20 protein-coding genes and 2 pseudogenes are annotated in these 17,981 nt (G+C 60.6%); 12 read left to right on the top strand and 10 right to left on the bottom strand.

The window, feature by feature from the left end; translation table 11 throughout:
* Position 1: 1 nt before the first annotated feature.
* From C934_RS0102825 to C934_RS0102815, 3 genes are read right to left on the bottom strand one after another with little or no spacing between them, the layout of a single operon-like run.
* Positions 2–874, bottom strand: a complete 873-nt coding sequence (locus C934_RS0102825; RefSeq protein WP_018855189.1) for an SDR family oxidoreductase — start codon at positions 872–874, stop codon at positions 2–4.
* A complete protein-coding gene (gene queG / locus C934_RS0102820; RefSeq protein ID WP_018855188.1) occupies positions 874–2,022 on the bottom strand; it encodes a tRNA epoxyqueuosine(34) reductase QueG in 1,149 nt (382 codons plus the stop codon). The genes C934_RS0102825 and queG overlap by 1 nt, the downstream gene beginning before the upstream one ends.
* A 12-nt stretch (positions 2,023–2,034) precedes the next feature.
* Positions 2,035–2,727, bottom strand: a complete 693-nt coding sequence (locus C934_RS0102815; RefSeq protein ID WP_018116838.1) for a glutathione S-transferase family protein — start codon at positions 2,725–2,727, stop codon at positions 2,035–2,037.
* A 249-nt stretch (positions 2,728–2,976) separates the two neighbouring features.
* Between C934_RS0102815 and C934_RS0102810 the strand changes: the two genes are divergently transcribed.
* The gene (locus tag C934_RS0102810; RefSeq protein ID WP_018116837.1) at positions 2,977–3,774 is read left to right on the top strand and encodes an undecaprenyl-diphosphate phosphatase; all 798 of its coding nucleotides are present in this window, start codon (positions 2,977–2,979) and stop codon (positions 3,772–3,774) included.
* 107 nt (positions 3,775–3,881) lie between these two features.
* Here the strand turns inward: C934_RS0102810 and C934_RS35020 are convergent, their stop codons facing one another.
* The 7 genes from C934_RS35020 to dnaN all read right to left on the bottom strand — a co-directional run bounded on the left by C934_RS35020 (position 3,882) and on the right by dnaN (position 8,840).
* On the bottom strand, positions 3,882–4,034 hold the full coding sequence (locus tag C934_RS35020; RefSeq protein WP_007799501.1) for a hypothetical protein: 153 nt from the start codon (positions 4,032–4,034) through the stop codon (positions 3,882–3,884).
* Between the two features lie 282 nt (positions 4,035–4,316).
* Positions 4,317–5,297: a complex I NDUFA9 subunit family protein gene (locus C934_RS0102800; protein ID WP_018855187.1), complete on the bottom strand. Its 981-nt coding sequence runs from the start codon at positions 5,295–5,297 to the stop codon at positions 4,317–4,319.
* A gap of 112 nt (positions 5,298–5,409) precedes the next feature.
* Positions 5,410–5,697, bottom strand: a complete 288-nt coding sequence (locus C934_RS0102795; RefSeq protein WP_018855186.1) for a DUF1330 domain-containing protein — start codon at positions 5,695–5,697, stop codon at positions 5,410–5,412.
* Between the two features lie 27 nt (positions 5,698–5,724).
* Positions 5,725–6,417 (bottom strand): orotidine-5'-phosphate decarboxylase, encoded by a 693-nt coding sequence (gene pyrF, locus C934_RS0102790; protein WP_018855185.1) that lies wholly within the window; start codon positions 6,415–6,417, stop codon positions 5,725–5,727.
* A gap of 1 nt (position 6,418) precedes the next feature.
* Entirely contained in the window at positions 6,419–7,006 is a 588-nt protein-coding gene (locus tag C934_RS0102785) for a histidine phosphatase family protein (RefSeq protein WP_018855184.1), read from the bottom strand.
* A gap of 4 nt (positions 7,007–7,010) precedes the next feature.
* Complete coding sequence (gene pmtA / locus C934_RS0102780; RefSeq protein WP_018855183.1) at positions 7,011–7,604, bottom strand: phospholipid N-methyltransferase PmtA; 594 nt, start codon at positions 7,602–7,604, stop codon at positions 7,011–7,013.
* A 117-nt stretch (positions 7,605–7,721) separates the two neighbouring features.
* Positions 7,722–8,840 carry a DNA polymerase III subunit beta gene (dnaN, locus tag C934_RS0102775; RefSeq protein ID WP_018116831.1) on the bottom strand — a complete coding sequence of 373 codons (1,119 nt, stop codon included), beginning with the start codon at positions 8,838–8,840 and terminating at the stop codon, positions 7,722–7,724.
* Between the two features lie 270 nt (positions 8,841–9,110).
* Between dnaN and rsmI the strand changes: the two genes are divergently transcribed.
* The 11 genes and pseudogenes from rsmI (at position 9,111) to C934_RS35490 (ending at position 17,975) form a co-directional block, all read left to right on the top strand.
* Positions 9,111–10,013, top strand: coding sequence for a 16S rRNA (cytidine(1402)-2'-O)-methyltransferase (gene rsmI, locus C934_RS0102770; protein WP_018855182.1), 903 nt, complete (start codon positions 9,111–9,113; stop codon positions 10,011–10,013).
* Positions 10,003–10,401 carry a YraN family protein gene (locus C934_RS0102765; RefSeq protein ID WP_018855181.1) on the top strand — a complete coding sequence of 133 codons (399 nt, stop codon included), beginning with the start codon at positions 10,003–10,005 and terminating at the stop codon, positions 10,399–10,401. The genes rsmI and C934_RS0102765 overlap by 11 nt, the downstream gene beginning before the upstream one ends.
* A gap of 87 nt (positions 10,402–10,488) precedes the next feature.
* Entirely contained in the window at positions 10,489–11,787 is a 1,299-nt protein-coding gene (locus C934_RS0102760) for an extracellular solute-binding protein (protein WP_018855180.1), read from the top strand.
* Positions 11,788–11,863: 76 nt separating this feature from the next.
* Positions 11,864–12,745, top strand: a complete 882-nt coding sequence (locus C934_RS0102755; protein WP_018855179.1) for an ABC transporter permease subunit — start codon at positions 11,864–11,866, stop codon at positions 12,743–12,745.
* A gap of 9 nt (positions 12,746–12,754) precedes the next feature.
* Positions 12,755–13,597, top strand: coding sequence for a sn-glycerol-3-phosphate ABC transporter permease UgpE (ugpE, locus tag C934_RS0102750; RefSeq protein WP_018855178.1), 843 nt, complete (start codon positions 12,755–12,757; stop codon positions 13,595–13,597).
* A gap of 11 nt (positions 13,598–13,608) precedes the next feature.
* Complete coding sequence (locus C934_RS0102745) at positions 13,609–14,706, top strand: ABC transporter ATP-binding protein (protein WP_018855177.1); 1,098 nt, start codon at positions 13,609–13,611, stop codon at positions 14,704–14,706.
* 99 nt (positions 14,707–14,805) lie between these two features.
* A complete protein-coding gene (locus C934_RS0102740; protein ID WP_018116824.1) occupies positions 14,806–15,315 on the top strand; it encodes a cupin domain-containing protein in 510 nt (169 codons plus the stop codon).
* Positions 15,316–15,411: 96 nt separating this feature from the next.
* Positions 15,412–16,359: a glutathione synthase gene (gshB, locus tag C934_RS0102735; RefSeq protein ID WP_018855176.1), complete on the top strand. Its 948-nt coding sequence runs from the start codon at positions 15,412–15,414 to the stop codon at positions 16,357–16,359.
* 266 nt (positions 16,360–16,625) lie between these two features.
* Positions 16,626–17,194, top strand: a pseudogene (locus C934_RS36385) (magnesium chelatase domain-containing protein).
* Positions 17,173–17,736: pseudogene (locus C934_RS35495) on the top strand (ATP-binding protein). The pseudogenes C934_RS36385 and C934_RS35495 overlap by 22 nt, the downstream one beginning before the upstream one ends.
* Positions 17,736–17,975: a hypothetical protein gene (locus tag C934_RS35490; RefSeq protein ID WP_018855171.1), complete on the top strand. Its 240-nt coding sequence runs from the start codon at positions 17,736–17,738 to the stop codon at positions 17,973–17,975. The pseudogene C934_RS35495 and the gene C934_RS35490 overlap by 1 nt, the downstream one beginning before the upstream one ends.
* The last annotated feature ends 6 nt before the right edge of the window (positions 17,976–17,981 follow it).

Genomic DNA, 17,981 nt, shown 5'->3' with positions numbered 1-17,981 from the left:
GCTATCCTCGCCAGCTGTTGCTCTGCATCAGCTGCGCGAGCGAGGCGGGATAGGTCGGGAAGGCGAAGATAAAGCCCGCCGCCTTCAGCTTGGCGTTCGAGACCCGCTTGTTCTCGCCGTAGAAGGACCGCGCCATCGGGGTGAGCTCGGCAGTTTCGAAGGGCTGCTCCGGCGGCGGCTCGACGCCCAGCAGCCGGGCTGCTTCGACGATGACGTCCTGAGGCGGGCCGGGCAGATCGTCGGTCACATTATATATGCCGCCGAGCCCACGGTCGGCGAGGAACCGCGTCGCCGCGCCGATATCCTCAACCCGGATCCGGTTGAAAACCTGATCCTTCTTGATCAATCGCCGTGCGGTACCGCGTTCCAGATTGCAAAGGGCATTGCGGCCTGGCCCGTAGATACCGGAGAGGCGGAGAACCGCCGCCGGAACATTGATGGCGGCGCCGATGGCCATCCAGCCGTCTTCTGCTTCCAGCCGCTCCTTCGAGCGGCCGGAAACCGGCGTGCAGGGCATTTCTTCGGTGACCCAATTTCCCTTGTGATCGCCATAGACGCCGACCGTCGAGAGATAGCCGATCCACTGGAGCTTGGGCATCATCTCCTTCAGACGGTCGCCAGCGAGCCTGATCAGCGCATCACCATTATCGCGCGGCGCAATGGATTGGACGAGATGGGTCGCGCCCCGCATCGCCTCGCTCAATTTCTCGTCCAGCGCGTCTCCGTCAAACACGAAAGCGTCGATGCCCTGGCCACGCAGGGCAGCTGCCTTGTCTTCCGAGCGCGTCGTACCGGAGACACGCGCGCCGTCCGCCATGAAAGCCCTGGCGATCGCCGTGCCCGAATAGCCGCAGCCGAAAATCATCACTTGCATCAAACTGCTCCCGCCAGGCGCCATTCACTCAGGACATCGCTATCCGACTCATCTGGCCTTTGTGCCGCAAAGGCAGAAAATTCGCCAGCCTCGAGAAGGCGCGACAAGGCCCAAATTGCCATACCGCGTACGACCGGGGAGGGATCCTCTGACAGTTTCCGACACTGCTCGACAAATCGGCGATCGTTCGAATTGCCGGCGGCAATGAGCACATTGCGGATGAACCGATCGCGGCCGATACGCTTGACGGGCGAGCCGCTGAAGAATGTGCGAAAGGCGGCATCATCGAGGCCGAGCAGATACTCGATCGATGGCTCCTTCAAGTCCTCCCGGGCCTGCAGCTTCATCTCGGAGGCCTCATGGGCAAATTTGTTCCATGGACAGGCGGCGAGACAGTCGTCGCAGCCATAGATGCGGTTGCCGATCTGGGACCGCAACGCCGGGTCGATCGGTCCCTTGTGCTCGATGGTCAGGTAGGAGATGCAGCGCCGTGCGTCGATCTGGTAGGGACCGGGAAAGGCTTTCGTCGGGCAGATATCGAGACAGGCGCGGCAGGAGCCACAGTGGTCAATCTCCGGCGCATCGATGTTCAGATCCGCGGTCGTGAACATCGAGCCGAGGAAAAGCCATGATCCGTGCTCGCGGCTGACGAGGTTCGTATGCTTGCCCTGCCAGCCGAGGCCGGCTGCTGCCGCGAGCGGTTTTTCCATCACCGGAGCCGTGTCGACAAAGACCTTCACATCCGCCCCGGCGCGCGCCGCAAAGCGTGTTGCGATCTCCTTCAATCGCCCCTTGATGATGTCGTGATAGTCGCGATTGCGCGCGTAGACCGAGATTGCAGCCTTGTCGGGTTTTGTCAGAATCTCGCGCGGATCTTCATCCGGTCCGTAATTGAGGCCGAAGACGACGATCGACCGGACGTCGCTCCAGAGCGTGCGTGGATCGCCGCGCCTGTCGCGGGTCTCCGCCATCCACTCCATCGTTCCATGCCGCCCGGCGTCAATGAATTCGCCGAGCCGCTCCTTGGCTTCCGGTATGGCGTCGGGTCGCGTGATGCGACAGAGGTCGAAACCCAAGGCCTTCGCCTCCGACCGAACGAAGGCGGTGAGGGTATCGCGGCGTTTCTGGTCCTTGTTTTCCATGGCCATTGAAGGCCCTCGTCAGAAATCCAGGTCGGCGTAGTGCGAAACCGGGGTCAGGCCACGCACGCGCTCGGTGAGCAACGGCCGGAAGGATGGACGCGACTTCAGGCGCTGATACCACTCCTTGACGAGAGGAGCTTCCGACCAGTCGATTTCACCGAGATAGTCGAGAATGGAAACGGCCGAGGCAGCAGCGAGATCTGCATAACTCATGCGGTCGCCGGCCAGCCACTGTCGGGAGCCGGCAAGCCAGCCCAGATATTTCATGTGCTGGCGGATATTCGCCCGCGCCGTGCGGAGGATCTTGGAATCAGGCGCGCCGCCGCCCTGGTCCGCCGTCATCTGCAGCTTGTAGACCCGCTCGCGGGCGAGCGGCTTGGTCACGTCTGTTTCCATCTTCTGCATGAACCATTCCGTCAGCCGGCGAATCTCGGCGCGCTGGAATGGATCTTCCGCCAGGAGCCGGCGATCACGCTTGAGCACGCCGTGCGTCTCGTCGAGATACTCGGAGATCACAGCCGCGCCGCACAACGCCCGCATGCTGTCATCGACATAAACCGGCAAGGTTCCGGCCGGGTTGAGCGCGAGGAAATCCCGGCGCTTTTCCCAGGTCTGCTCCTCGATCAGGTCCGCCTGATAGCCGTACTCCGTCAGGATCAGCCGAACGAAGCGTGATGCGGATGACATGGGATGATGATAGAGCGTGGGCATTGATTCTCGGATTTTTTGAGGTGTGTGGCATGTTGCGGGAGCGCGATGATCATAGCGCCCTAGTCATGACTTATTCGTTGAAGCTATAGGAGCTTGGCCCTTTCAATACAAGCGAGTCGGGTAGCCAACTCCCTGACAAAGGAGGTGGGCGTGCTCGAAAAACGGATTTTTGTTTTCCCGCCCTGCCTTCGTCATTTCCGGACGCCATAACCCCAATCAAAGCCCGACCAAACTCCACGGAGAGAATGTATGGATTATGTGAACTCTATAATTCTAGGCATAATAGAGGGAATTACCGAGTTTCTGCCGATTTCGAGCACCGGCCACCTTATCATCGCTGAGCAATGGCTCGGCCACCGGTCGGACATGTTCAACATCGTCATTCAGGCGGGCGCGATTCTCGCCGTCACCATTATTTACTGGCGTCGCCTCCTGGATCTCGTCCTGGGCTGGCGTGATCCGCGCAATCGCACTTACGCGGCCAAGCTGATCGTCGCGTTTCTCATCACGGCGATCCTCGGACTGGTCGTCAAGAAGCTCGGCTTCCAACTGCCGGAGAATGCGACGCCGATTGCCTGGGCGCTGATCATCGGCGGTATCTGGATGATCTTTGCCGAATGGGCCGCCGCTCGTCGACCGCCTCACAAGGAGATTACCTGGCTCGTCGCCATCTTGGTCGGTATTGCCCAGGTGGTGGCCGGCGTCTTCCCGGGAACGTCGCGCTCCGGCGCCACGATTTTCGTTGCCATGCTGGCCGGCACCGGCAATCGCGCCGCCGCGACCGAGTTCGCCTTCCTGGTCGGCATCCCGACCATGTATGCCGCAAGCGGCTACGAACTGCTGAAGACGTTCAAGGATGGCGGGGCTGCAAACGAGGATTGGACGAGCCTCGGCATCGCTTTCATCGTCTCGACGATTGTTGCGTTTATCGCCGTGAAATGGCTGCTGTCCTACATCAGGAGCAACCGGTTTACGGTGTTTGCAATCTATCGCATCATTCTCGGCGCTATCCTGCTCGGCATGGCGGCATTAGGCATGATCGCCTGAGACGCACTTGATCGACGCATCCGAGTCCTTGTGGCGCGGATGCGGATCAGTTCCACTACCGAAAGCAAGGCAAGAAAAAAACCGGCGTGAAGAGCGCCGGTTTTTTATTATCGGCTGATCGAGCCGGTCTCGCAGGGATCGACACCGTAGGCCGGCGAGCACTCACCCTTCACCGCTGCAACCGATCCGGGCGCAATGAAGGAGCCTGCCAGAATAACCAGCGCCGCACACGCAAACAGGAGCGCGATTGACCTACCCATCGAAGAAAGCCTTTCAAAAGTCGTTAGTGCGCCGTCAAGGCGCTGAGTCCATTGGGAAACGCGCGGGGTGTGTAGTCAGTGGAATGACAAATAGCAATAAATGTTCCTGCTAAATTTGGTGTTAATTCCGCTAATTTTTACGTGCGACTTTTATGCAACGAGTGCCGGTCTGCTACAGGGAAAAAAGCGTTCACAACTTCTGCGATTCTGAAAAAACCTTCCACGAGAAACGCCGCCCGTGAAGGTCGCGAGCGGCGTGTTGCTTTGGGAAGGTCGCAGCTCTCAGGCCGCCTTGCCCGATCCGGTGTACTGCCCGTGCGGACGGTACTGCACGAGGTAAGAGCCGATGACCGAGTTCACCAGCGTCGGTGTGACGCCGATACCCTTCAGCGTCCGGCCTTCGGTTTCCGCTTCCTTCGAAACGACATTGTCCTTCTTCAGCAGACGCACCTGGTCGGAGGTGATCGGCGGTGTGACGAACGGAATGAGCGAGGCGATGCTGCCGATGAGCGAGGCAATGCCAAAGGGAAGCGAAACCAGACGATTTTTGCGCCAGGTTGTCTTGAGCATGACCTCGAGACATTCGCGGAAGGTCAGCACCTCGGGGCCACCAAGCTCGTAAACCTGGCCCGCGGTCACCTTGCCCTCGACTGCCTTTGCCACGGCTTCGGCCACGTCGACGACATAGACCGGCTGGAACTTCGTCTTGCCGCCGCCGACCAGCGGCAGCGCCGGCGCGATGCGCGCCATGTCGGCAAACTTGTTGAAGAAGCTGTCCTCGGGACCGAAGACGACGGACGGGCGGTAGATGATGGCATCCGGCTTGATCGCGTGGATCGCTGCCTCTGCGCGGCCCTTGGTGCGGGCGTAGGCTGAATCGGAGTGCGCGTTTGCGCCGATTGCCGAGATGTGGATCAGCTTGGCGCCGACGCCGCGAGCTGCTTCAGCGACAGCACGTGCGCCAAACTCCTGAACCGCCTCGAAGGAATTGCGGCCGGCTTCGTGCAGAATGCCGACGCAGTTCACGACAAAGTCGGCTCCGTCGACGGCACGGTCGATGGAGTTGCGGTAGCGAAGGTTTGCCTGAACGAAGGAGATCTGGCCGACATTGCCGAGCGGCTGCAGGAAGCCGGCGAGATCCGGGCGGCGAACGGCGACGCGGATGCGATATCCGCGCTTTGCGAGTTCACGGACGACGTGCCTGCCGATGAAGCCGGACCCTCCGAACACGGTAACGAGTGGCGGCAGGTTGGCAAGGGTCATGACAGGCTCCTCGAAAGGCTCGGTTGTGTGGTCGATCTGGTTTCGTCTTAGACCAATCGCGACCCGACGAAAAGGGTCATCGCGCCGCAGATCTCACGGCTGAGAACTCGTCTTAGATGCCTTCGACGACGACCATTTCGGCGTCGGCGATTTCCTGGCGGATTTTCGCAGCGATCTGGTATTCCGGCGAATTATAGCAATCGACAGCGTGCTGCATCGAGGGAAACTCGATCACAACGTTGCGTGCGCGGGACTTGCCCTCGAGCTCGGTGATCGCGCCGCCCCGGGCGAGGAAGTTGGCGCCATACTTATCGAAGGCTAGCTTTCCTGCTGCGACGTAGTCCTTGTAGCGCTCGACATCACGAACATCGACGCGTGCGATCCAATATGCCTTTGCCATTTCAGGTCCTCCCTGTTTGTCAGGTTATTAAAGGGCCGCCGACATTTCGGCGAGGATTGCGCGAGCCGCTTCGCGGGGATCGGGTGCCTTCACGATCGGGCGGGCAACGACCAGATGGCTGGAGCCGGCCTTCAGTGCGTCAGCCGGCGTCATCACGCGCTTCTGGTCGCCCTTGTCGGCGCCGGCAGGGCGAATGCCCGGCGTGACCAGCGCCATATCGGGGCCGATGATCTTGCGCACGGCCGCCGATTCCTCTGCTGAGCAGACGATGCCGCCCATACCGGCGAGGTGGGCCTGTTCGGCGCGGCGCAAAACCAGCGTATGCGGATCGTATTCGTAGCCGGCCGCGACCAGGTCCTGCTCGTCCATCGACGTCAGTACGGTCACGCCGAGCAGGCAGAGGTCGGAGCCCTTGGCGGCCTCGACGGCGGCCTTCATCGCCTTCGGATAGGCATGCAGCGTCAGCATCGACATGCCCATCTTGACGATGTTCTCGACACCCGATGCAACCGTGTTGTCGATGTCGAGCAGCTTCATGTCAAGGAAGATCTTCTTGCCGCTCTTGGCAAGATCGCGCGCAAATTCCAGGCCGCCGGCAAAAGCCAGCTGATATCCGATCTTGAAGAAGACGACGTCGTCGCCGAGCGTATGGACGATCCTTTCGGCCTCGCCAAGTGTTGGAACATCCAGCCCGACGATCAGGCGTTCGCGTACGTCCATCTCACATCCATCCCTGCCACTCTTCGATAGGCGTCCAGTCGCACGACGGGCGTCGATCCGCAAGGCTGAAACAGTAGAGATTGCCACCGCCTCCCGGTTGATCGCCATCACGCCGGATCGGGCGGCCCTCAAGGTGGCACTTGAGCAGCGTGCCGACGCCTCCATGGCCGACGAATGCGATGGGCAGGGCGGGATTGTGCGACGCGAGGATATCTGTGACGGCGGAAACGATACGCCGTTGGGCGTCGATCGCGCGCTCCCAGCCTTTGAAGCTCGCCTCGGGATGCGCAAAGAACCAGTCGGCCGCCTTCTCGAACTCGGGGGGCGGCATGAAACCGGTCGCCGAGCGGTCGTTCTCATGCATGTCGTGGACGATCTCGACGGTCACCTCCGCTGCGGCTGCAAGGATCTCGGCAGTCTCGATCGCCTTTGTCTCGTCGCTGGAAACGATGCGGCGCAGCTGCTTTGCCCAGCGGCGTTCGGCGGCCTTGTGGGCGCGTGCGGCGCCGATCTCCGACAGCCCCCATTTCGGCACGGGAACCGCTGCGTCGATCCTCACCTGCGGATGGGTGACGTAGAGGCCGAACACCGGGTCAGCCGCGTCGGTAGATCCAGAGCTGTGCCGGCGGAATGTTGCGGACGATAAAGTCGAAGTGCTGGATATGGTAGCGATCCGGCCGCGCGATGATCGGCGACACCGGGCCGTAGGAGATCTGGACAACGGGGCGGCCTGCCGGCAAGCGGTCGAGCAGGGTTTCGAGCAGCGCGATGCGCGCCTGCATCGGGAAATTCAAAAGCGGGACGGCGGATACGACGGAATCGAACGTCTGATCCTTCATCGATCCGAGCGTCTTGTCGAGATTGAACGCATCGCCGTTGATGAAGTTCACGCCCGGATAGAGCCGGACCAGGTGCTCGTAGAAATCCGTCGAATATTCGACGGCAACCAGCTTCTCGGGTTTCACGCCGCGACCAAGAATGGCCTTGGTGATTGCGCCGGTACCCGGGCCGAGCTCAAGGACCGGCAGTCCCGAATGCGGGTTGATGACGCTTGCCATCTTACGGGCCGTTATGGAGGAGGTGGGAACAATCGAACCGACAGTCTTCGGCCCCTGCATCATTCCTTTGAAGAAGCGGATTTCTTCATCGAATTTTTTGCCCAGCCGTTCCTTTAGGCGCAACGCCATGCCCGTCCTCCTAGATATGCAACAAAACAGCCCGCTCTCTAATTGCAGTCAGTTCCGCCGAAAAACAAGGCCTGACGTCGCAATTGGCAAAGTTTGCACCGTAGATGCGACGCGCGGCTAGACGCGCATCGGCATCAGCACATAAAGGGCATCGTCGCCAGCCGTGTCGCGAATGAGCGTCGGCGAGCCGGCGTCGGCGAGCAGGAAGATCGCTTCATCGCCGGAAAGCTGCGCGGTGATATCAAGCAGGTATTTGGCGTTGAAGCCGATTTCCATCGAGTCGGTGTCGTAGCCGACCGCGACTTCTTCGGTTGCGCTGCCGGAATCCGGATTGTTGACGGTGAGCAGCAATTGGCCGTCGGAGAGGGCGAGCTTGACGGCGCGACCGCGCTCAGAGGAGATCGTCGACACGCGGTCGACGGCCTGAGCGAACGTCGTGCAATCGACGCGCATTTCCTTGTCGTTGTTGGTCGGGATGACGCGCTGGTAGTCCGGGAACGTGCCGTCGATGAGCTTCGAGGTCATGACGATCGAGCCGATGCTGAGGCGGATCTTGGCGTCCGAGACTTCCACGGTCACCATCGCATCAGGCACATCGACGAGCTTCTGCAGTTCGCCGACGGTCTTGCGCGGGATGATGATGCCGGGCATGCCCTCCGAGCCGGATGGTGCATCCACGTCGGCGCGGGCGAGGCGGTGGCCATCGGTTGCGACGGCACGCAGCTTCAGGTCGCCCTTGCTCTCGATGGTGTGGAAGAAGATACCGTTCAGATAGTAGCGGGTTTCCTCGGTCGAGATCGCGAACTGGGTGCGATCGATCAGCATCTTGAGATCGGTTGCCTTCAGTTTGAAGGTATGGCTGAAGGTGCCGGCGGTGAGGTCAGGGAAGTCCGACTCCGGTAGGCACTGCAACGAGAACTTAGAACGACCGGACTGGACAGTCATCGAGCCGCCGTCGGTGCTGGTCGCCAGCAGAACTTCGGAGCCATCAGACAGCTTGCGCACAATGTCGTAAAGAAGATGGGCGGGGACCGTAGTGGCGCCGGCCTGTTCGACATTCGCAGGCGTCGCTTCGGTCACTTCGAGATCGAGGTCGGTCGCCTTCATGTCCAGATTCTGTCCGTCGGCGCGCAGCAGGATGTTGGACAGAATCGGGATCGTGTTCCGGCGTTCGACCACGCGATGCACGTGGTTCAGCGACTTCAAAAGGTTGGACCGCTCAATTGTAATACGCATGGGATGCTACCGCTTTCGACCGTTACTGCTTGAGCGCGCAGGTTGCGCGCCGCAAGGAATGCCTTTGCCCAAAAGGGACCATAGAGTGGATAGGCAAAATGGCAGGATTTTGAGACCGATTGCAAGAGGCGCGAATGGCCGCGCCAGTGCATTTGCCGTTTTCCGGTGCAATGCACACAGAAATTGCTGCGGCCTTGCCGAACGGCGGGGTCTCGCCCATAAAAGCGGAAACCAGAGGAGAGTATCGATACCTTGAGCAATGACGATGTGATGGCCGATGGCGGCAGGCAACGCAGCTTCCGCCTGCACAATATGTCTGTTCCGGCACGACCGTTGGAGCCGGCGCTTTACCTCGTTGCGACGCCGATCGGCAATCTCGGCGACATCACGCTGCGTGCGTTGGAAACGCTTGCCGGCGCCGATGTGCTGGCCTGCGAAGACACGCGCGTCACCCGCGTCTTGCTCGACCGTTTTGGCATTCAGAACCGCCCCTATGCCTATCACGAACACAATGCCGACGAGGCTGGTCCGCGGCTCCTGCAGGCGCTGGAGGCCGGCAAGTCAGTCGCTCTCGTCTCGGACGCCGGAACGCCCCTGGTCTCCGATCCCGGCTATCGCCTCGCACAGAGCGCCATCGAGGCCGGCTATCGCGTCGTGCCAATCCCCGGTGCCTCGGCACCGCTTGCGGCTCTCGTGGGTTCCGGCCTGCCGAATGATGCGTTCTTGTTCGCCGGTTTTTTGCCGACCAAGGACAAGGCCCGTCGCGATCGGCTGGCGGAGTTAGAGGCGGCCCCCGCGACGCTGATGTTCTTTGAATCGCCGCATCGCATTGCTGCGACCCTTGCCGCCGCCGCCGATGTGCTCGGTGCAGACCGGTCGGCTTGCGTCTGTCGCGAACTGACCAAAGCCTTCGAAGAGTTTCGCCGCGGCACGCTAGGGACGCTGGCTGCCCACTACGCCGATGTCGACAACGTCAAAGGCGAGATCGTGTTGGTCATAGGTCCTCCTCCCGAACGGGTGGTCGAAGCTGCCGATGTCGATGCGATCTTGGCCTATCTGGCAAGAACCCTGCCGACCTCCAAAGCGGCAACAGAGGCATCGAAGCTGACTGGCGTCTCCAAGAAGGAACTCTACCAGCGGCTTCTCGACATGAAGGGCGGCGATGGGCGATAGGGCTGCTGCTGCCGACCGCCGCAGGGCGCTCGGCCGGGGCCAGGTCTCCGAGTATCTCGCTGCTCTTTATCGTATCCTGAAGGGCTATCGCATCGTCGCGCTGCGCTATCGCACCAAGGAAATAGACATCATTGCACGTAAGCGCAACCTGGCGATTTTTGTTGAAGTGAAGGCGCTGCGCGAGGAGATGAGCGCGATCGACGCCGTGTCTCCTACAGCGCAAAACCGCATCAGAGCGGCCAGCGATCTGTGGCTACAGCGACAACGCGATTATGCTTTGCTTTCGCGGCGTTACGACATCGTGGCCATCCTGCCCGGCCGCCTGCCGCGAACTTTCCGAATGCCTTCTGACGTCATTGCAATCGCGTGCAAAAGAATCCGGCTGTAACAGTCCTGTCATGAAACCATCAAGGAGGCGTCATGGAAGGCCTCTATTGCACTCCTCACCCCAACAATTGGTGGAGAGGGATTAGCCATGTTCAAGAAAATTTCTATGGCCGCCATGGCGGTCAGCTTTTCGGCGTCGTCGTCCTTTGCTGCGACCAACATCACCTGGTGGCACGGCATGGGCGGCCGCAACGGCGAAGTCATCAATGAGGTTGCACAGAAGTTCAACGCTGCGCAGTCCGCCTGCGCCCTGACCCCGGTCAGCAAGGGCACATATGAAGAAGCACTCGCCGCCGGCATCGCGGCCTTCCGTTCGGGCGAACAGCCGAACATTCTGCAGGTCTTCGACGCAGGTGCAGCAACCATCATCAACGCCAAGGGCGCTGTCGTTCCGGCCGAAGACCTGATCAAGGACGCCGGCTACAAGTTCGACCGCAATGCCTTCATTCCCGGCGTTCGCTATTTCTACGCCGCTGCTGACGGCAAGTTCGTCGGCATGCCCTTCAACTCTTCCGCACCGATTATGTACATCAATCCGGAAGCGCTGAAGAAGGCTGGCGTCGAAGCTCCGAAGACCTGGGAAGAGTTCGAAGCGATTGCTCCGAAGCTCAAGGAGGCCGGCTATATCCCGCTCGTCCAGTCGCAGCTGACCTGGGAATTCACCGAGAACTTCTTCTCGCGCAACAACATCCAGTTCGCCACCAACAACAACGGCTACGACAGCGTTGTCGACACCAAGCTCAAGGTCACCGATCCGAACCTCATCATGATGTTCGACAAGCTGAAGGCCTGGTCCGACGAAGGCTACTTCAAGTACTACGGCGCCGGCTGGAACGACAACCAGAAGCCCTTCGAAGAAGGCAAGGTCGCTCTCTGGATCGGTTCCTCGGGCTCCTTCGGCGGCCTGAAGAAGACGGCAACGATGCCCTTCTCGGCAACCTTCCTGCCGTATTGGGGTGCGATCAAGGGCGCCGGCACCCACAGCTTCATCGGCGGCGCGGCGCTCTTCGCAATGTCCGGCAAGTCGGCTGAGGAGAACAAGTGCGTTGCCGACTTCTTCCAGTTCCTGACCTCGCCTGAGATCCAGAAGTTCTACCACCAGGCAACCGGTTACGTCGCCATCACCGAGGCAGCCTACGAGCTCGCCAAGAAGGAAGGCTACTACGACAAGGAGCCGGCTGCCGAAGTCGGTATCAAGCAGCTGAAGCTGGATGATGGCGAATGGTCGAAGGGCTACCGCCTCGGCTTCTACCCGCAGATCCGCGAAATAATGGAACGCGAATACGGCCGCATCTTCTCGGGCGAAACCTCCGTCAAGGACGCTTTCGACACCATCGAGAAGGAAGGCAACCAGCTCCTCGAGCGTTTTGCCAAGACTGCCGGCTGATTTAGGCCATTGCTGAAAAACAACGGTTCCGGAGGCGTTCGCCGTTTCCGGAACCGCTTTGCAAAAAGGTCCCGCCATGAAGCGCGTGCAGTTTTCGTCGCCAACGCTGCCTTATCTCTTCCTGCTGCCGCAGATGGCGGTGATTTTCATTTTCTTCTACTGGCCGTCCGTTCAGGCGGTGAAGTCCTCGTTCTTCCTTGAGGATCCCTTCGGCTTCGGCTCCAGCTTCGTGGGCTTCGACAATTACAAGGGCATCCTCGAAAGCGCGGAGTACCGCTCGATTGCCGGCTTTACGGCGATCTTCACGGCGCTTGTCACGTTTTTCTCGCTGTCGCTTGGCCTCCTGCTGGCGGTCAAGGCGGACGCTGTCATTCGCGGCAGCTCGGCTTACAAGACCGTGCTAATTTCGGTCTATGCGATCGCCCCGCCGGTCGCCGGCCTGATCGGCATGATGTTCTTCGACCAGCACATAGGCCCCTTCGTGCGTTTCGCCGCCTTGTTCGGCTGGGACATGAAGATCGGCCTGAACTACTTCGACACGGCCTTTGCGATGGTGGTCGTCTCCGTTTGGAAGCAGATCCCGTATAATTTCATCTTCTTTCTTTCTGGCCTTCAGGGCATTCCCGTTTCCGTTCGCGAGGCTGCGGCGCTCGACTGCCGCTCGGGCTTCCGCCGCTTCTGGACAGTTATCCTGCCGCTTCTGGCGCCGACCGCCTTCTTCCTCTTCGTCATCAACGTCACCTACTCGCTGTTCGATACCTTCGGCATCGTCGACGTGATGGTGAAGGACAAGGCCGCCAACAATCCGATCACCCTTGTCTACAAGGTCTACATGGACGGCTTCCGCGGCAACGACCTCGGCGGCTCCTCGGCCCAGTCGGTAATCCTGATGATTGTCGTCTTCGTGCTCACGGTCTTCCAGTTCCGCTTCCTTGAGCGGCGCGTTCACTACAATTGAGGGGGCGCAATGTATCGTCTCAAGATAACCGATCACATTATCCTGCTCCTCGGCGTCTTCGTCATGATGGCGCCCGTCGTCGTCGCCTTCTTCACCTCGACGCACGAGGCGGCCGAAATTCACCGCAACGGTTTGACGCTCAGGTGGGGAAACCATTTCGTCGAGACCTACAATGCGGTTCTGAACCGCGAAGGTGGTTTCACCGGACAGGTGACCGGCATGCGGATGCTGATGAACTCGCTGATCCTCGGTATCGGCTTTGCCGTCGGAAAGATCGTGCTGTCGATGCTCGCCGCCTATGCGATCGTCTATTTCCGCTTTCGACTTGGAACGCTGTTTTTCTGGATGATCTTCACGACCTTGCTGCTGCCGCTCGAGGTCCGCATCCTTCCTTCCTACGAGGTGATGCACCAACTGCACCTCATCAACACCTATACCGGCCTGATCGTGCCGCTACTCGCCTCGGCAACCGGCACCTTCTATTTCCGGCAGTTCTTCAAATCGATCCCGGACGAGCTGCTCGAGGCGGCGCGCATCGACGGCGCCGGCCCGATCAAGTTCTTCTTCGACGTCATCGTGCCGCTCTCGAAGACGATGGTGGCAGCCATCTTCATCATCATGTTCGTCTATGGCTGGAACCAGTATCTCTGGCCAATGCTGATGACCAATGACGAGAGCTTCTACACGCTGGTGCGCGGCATCAAGCAGATCCTGCTGGTCTGGGTCGGCGCTCAGATCCCCGATTACAACGAAGCCTTTGCGATCGCGATCCTCGCGATGCTACCGCCTGTCATCATCGTCGTGGTGTTCCAGCGCTGGTTCATCAAGGGCCTCACCGAAAGCGACAAGTAAAGGAAACGCCGATGGCCGCCATCGAAATCAATCAGGTCTCCAAGATCTATACCGGGGACGTGCATGCGGTGAAATCCGTGAGCATCGACATCAAGGACGGCGAGTTCATCGTCCTCGTCGGCCCCTCCGGCTGCGGAAAATCCACTCTGCTTCGTATGGTCGCGGGACTGGAGGAGGTCTCCAAGGGTGACGTGAAGATCGGCAATCGCGTCGTCAACAAGATCGATCCGGCCGAGCGCGACATTGCCATGGTCTTCCAGAACTACGCGCTTTATCCGCATATGTCGGTCTATGAAAACCTTGCCTACGGCCTGCGCAATCGCAAGACGCCGAAGGCCGAGATCGACGCCCGCGTCGCGGAAGCCGCGCGCATGCTGCAACTCGAAGCATACCTCGAGCGCAAGCCGCGCGCCTTGTCCGGCGGCCAGCGTCAGCGCGTTGCCATGGGCCGCGCGATCGTGCGCAAGCCGGCGGCCTTCCTGTTCGACGAGCCCTTGTCCAATCTCGACGCCAAGCTGCGCGTCTCGATGCGCGGCGAGATCAAGCGCCTGCAACGCCGGCTCGGCAGCACCTCGATCTACGTCACCCACGACCAGCTGGAAGCCATGACGCTGGCCGATCGCCTGGTGGTTCTGAACGGCGGCGAGATCGAGCAGATCGGCGCGCCGCTCGAGGTCTACCACACCCCGGCCTCGACCTTCGTCGCGAGCTTCATCGGCTCGCCGGCCATGAACCTGCTCAAGGGCGAACTGCATGGCGACAAGCTCGCATTGGGGCCAAGCATGATCGACCTTGCGGGGCTTGCTCCTGCATCGGGACCGGTCACCGTCGGCATTCGCGCCGAGGACCTCCGCCTTGCCGGTCCCGGCGAACATGCCATGACCGTTGCGGTAGACTATGTGGAAGAGCTTGGTTCCCAGCGTCTCGTGCATGGAAATCTGGGCGACCAATCATTGACGGCAGTCCTGTCCCCTGAGACAGAGCTGAAGTCGGAGTTGCGCCTGGTGGTGGCTACCGAGAAGCTGCATTTCTTCAATCAGGAAACGGGGAAGCGCATCGGCGATACCGTGTCTCCGCAGGTCGTCCAGGTGAAAACGGAAATCGCCTGACGCCTTGGGCTGATCATTCAAATTGTACCGACCGCCTGTACGGTGCCTTTACGACTCTCTGCTATCCCGACAAGGACTGGATAGCAGCGGGGGTTGCTCATGGGTATTCATGTGATGCTGGCGAGCGTGGTCGCGATGGCCGCACGAGTGGTGCCCTTTCCGAGTCTTCCGCAACCGGCAGCAAAGACCTTCGTGGCGAAGTCCGGGGATAACTTCGTCATGCACGCGACGCCCATCAACCCGGACTGGATCATCAGCGGCGAGCCGCAGGCCCGCACCGGCGAGCATTCGCGCAGCAATGATGATGCGGCATATACGGCGATCTGGGATTGCACAGCCGGCGAATTCCGCTGGCACTTCTACTGGGACGAAACGGTGATGATCCTTGAAGGCGGCGTCCATATTGTTGCCGAGGATGGCACGGAGCGGACGCTGGAGGCCGGCGACGTTGCGTTCTTCGCGGCGGGCACCTGGGCCTGCTGGCGCGTCGACAATTATGTGCGCAAGGTCGCATTCCTGAGAAAGCCGTTTCCGAAGCCGGTCGCGCTTGTCTACCGGCTTCGCAGCCTGTTGCGCGGCGAGGCGCCGAAGAGCGGCATCGCGGCCTGAGGAATTCGCCCGCTCGTTGCCCCGGACGCCATTGATTGGCGTTGCTTTCAAGGCATCTGCAGCCTACATCTGTCCGGCATCAGCTAAGGGACGGAAATGGCCAAGATCAAGAATGTAGCGGTCCAGATGGACCATGTTGCCGGCATCAATATTGCAGGCGATTCCACCTTTGCGATGAGCCTGGAAGCCCAGACCCGTGGCTACAAGCTCTTCCATTACACGCCTGAGCGCCTGAGCTTCAGGGATGGCAATCTGTACGCCACCGTGGAGCCGATGGTGCTGCGCGACGTCAAGGGCGATCACTTCGAGCTGGGGGCGCCGGAACGCGTGGATCTGTCGACGATGGATGTGATCCTGCTGCGCCAGGACCCGCCGTTCGACATGGCCTATATCACCTCGACGCACCTGTTGGAGCGAATCCACCCGAAGACGCTCGTCGTCAACGACCCGGCGTGGGTCCGGAATTCGCCCGAGAAGATTTTCGTCACCGAATTTGCAGATCTGATGCCGAAGACGCTGATCACCAAGGACGCGGCCGAAATTCGCCGGTTCAGGGACGAGATGGGCGACATCATCCTGAAGCCGCTCTACGGCAATGGCGGCGCCGGCGTTTTCCATTCGACCAGGGACGACCGCAACCTGTCGTCGCTGCTCGAAATGTTCGGTCAGCTGTTCCGCGAGCCCTTCATCGCGCAGCAATATCTCCCGGATGTCCGCAAGGGCGACAAGCGCATCCTGCTCGTCGACGGCGAGCCGGTCGGCGCCATCAATCGCGTCCCCGCCGAGCACGACAGCCGTTCCAACATGCATGTCGGCGGCCGCGCCGAGGCGACTGACCTGACGGCCCGCGAAATCGAAATCTGCAAGCGTATCGGCCCTGCGCTCAAGGAACGCGGTTTCCTCTTTGTCGGCATCGATGTCATCGGCGACTACATGACGGAGATCAACGTCACGTCGCCGACGGGCATTCGGGAGGTCCGCAAATTTGGCGGCGCCGACATCTCAGCCCTTCTTTGGGACGCGATTGAGCGCAAGCGCGCCTAGTGCTTGGCTTCGCCGCCTCATGCACGGTGAGGAGAGCTTTTTCGCAAAATTATAATGAGTTTGTGAGCGCCCGGATTGGCATCGATCCGGGCGTTTCCTTACTTTGTTCTGCTAGCGCAACCAACCACAACCTGACTACAGCGCAGGCTTGAATTCGTTCTTTTATTGTTCTTGTTCCATTCTGGTTTCTATGAAAGATTGCAATTGTCGACAATGATACGTCGTTAAACTGTAGTGTAGTGGGTTGCGGCACAGGGGATTGGGGCATGGTCGCACGCGTCAGCACGGTTGCATTTCAGGGCATTGAGGGTGTTCCGGTCGAAGTTCAGGTCATGGTCGCGCCCGGGCGGGTCGTGACCCAGATCGTTGGGGTTCCGGACAAGGCCGTTGCCGAAAGTCGAGAGCGCGTTCACGCGGCATTGCACGCCTCCGGCCTGGCTCTGCCAGCCAAGAAGATTACCGTCAATCTGGCACCGCTGACTTGCCGAAAGAGGGCTCCCACTTCGATCTGCCGATTGCCCTCGGCTTGATGGCCGCTCTCGGCGCGATCCCCGCGGACGCGCTCTCCGGCTACGTGGTTATCGGCGAGCTCAATCTCGACGGCACGATCGCTCCCGTTGCCGGGGCACTGCCGGCGGCCATTGGCGCCAACGCGATCGGCAAGGGCTTGATCGGTCCGGCCGAGAGCGGTGCGGAGGCAGCCTGGGCCGGTCCCGATATCGACATCCTCGCGCCGCGCAGCCTCATCGCGCTTGCCAATCACTTTTGTGGCACCCAGGTTCCGCCCGTCCGGAACCGGGGATCCGCGCGAATATGGCGAACCTGCCTGATCTAGCCGATATCAAAGGGCAGGAGAGTGCCAAGTGGGCGCTCGAGGTGGCTGCGGCTGGTGGCCACAATCTGCTGATGGTCGGTCCTCCCGGCTCGGGAAAATCGATGCTCGCCGCTCGGCTGCCCTCGATTTTGCCATCGCTTTCGGCTGCCGAACTGCCCGAATCTCGATGATCCATTCGGTGGCCGGACAATTGTCCGGCGGAAAGCTTTCGGATCGACGCCCCTTCCGGACCCCCATCATTCGGCAACATGGCGGCACTGATCGGAGGTGGTCTTCGAGCGAAGCCCGGCGAGGCGTCGCTTGCCCGCCATGGCGTATTGTTTCTCGATGAGTTCCCGGAGTTTTCGCCGCAGGCGCTGGATGCCCTTCGCCAACCTCTGGAAACGGGCGAGTGCAGCATCGCACGCGCCAATCATCGCGTGGCTTACCCCGCCAGCATCCAGCTGGTTGCGGCCATGAATCCGTGCCGCTGCGGCATGGCCGGCGCGCCCGCGGCCCGTGCTGCATGCCGGATTATCAGGCGCGCATATCAGCTCGGCTGATGGATCGTATCGACATCCGCATCGATGTGCTCGCCGTTTCCGCTGTCGATCTCATCCGGCCGATGCCGGCTGAAAGGAGCGCGGATGTCGCCCGCCGCGTCGGCCGTGCCCGCGATATCCAGCGTAGCGGTTTTGAGGCGGCCGGGCTTGGAGGCGTCGGCACCAACGCTCGCTGCTCAACCGCCATGATCGAGAAATTACGCCGCGCCCGAACCTGCCGGCCTGAAATTGCTCCGTGACGCGGC

The organism is Rhizobium sp. 42MFCr.1 (genome assembly GCF_000377185.1).
GTDB classification, from domain to species: domain Bacteria; phylum Pseudomonadota; class Alphaproteobacteria; order Rhizobiales; family Rhizobiaceae; genus Rhizobium; species Rhizobium altiplani.
This window is presented reverse-complemented; position numbering and strand designations above follow the sequence as displayed.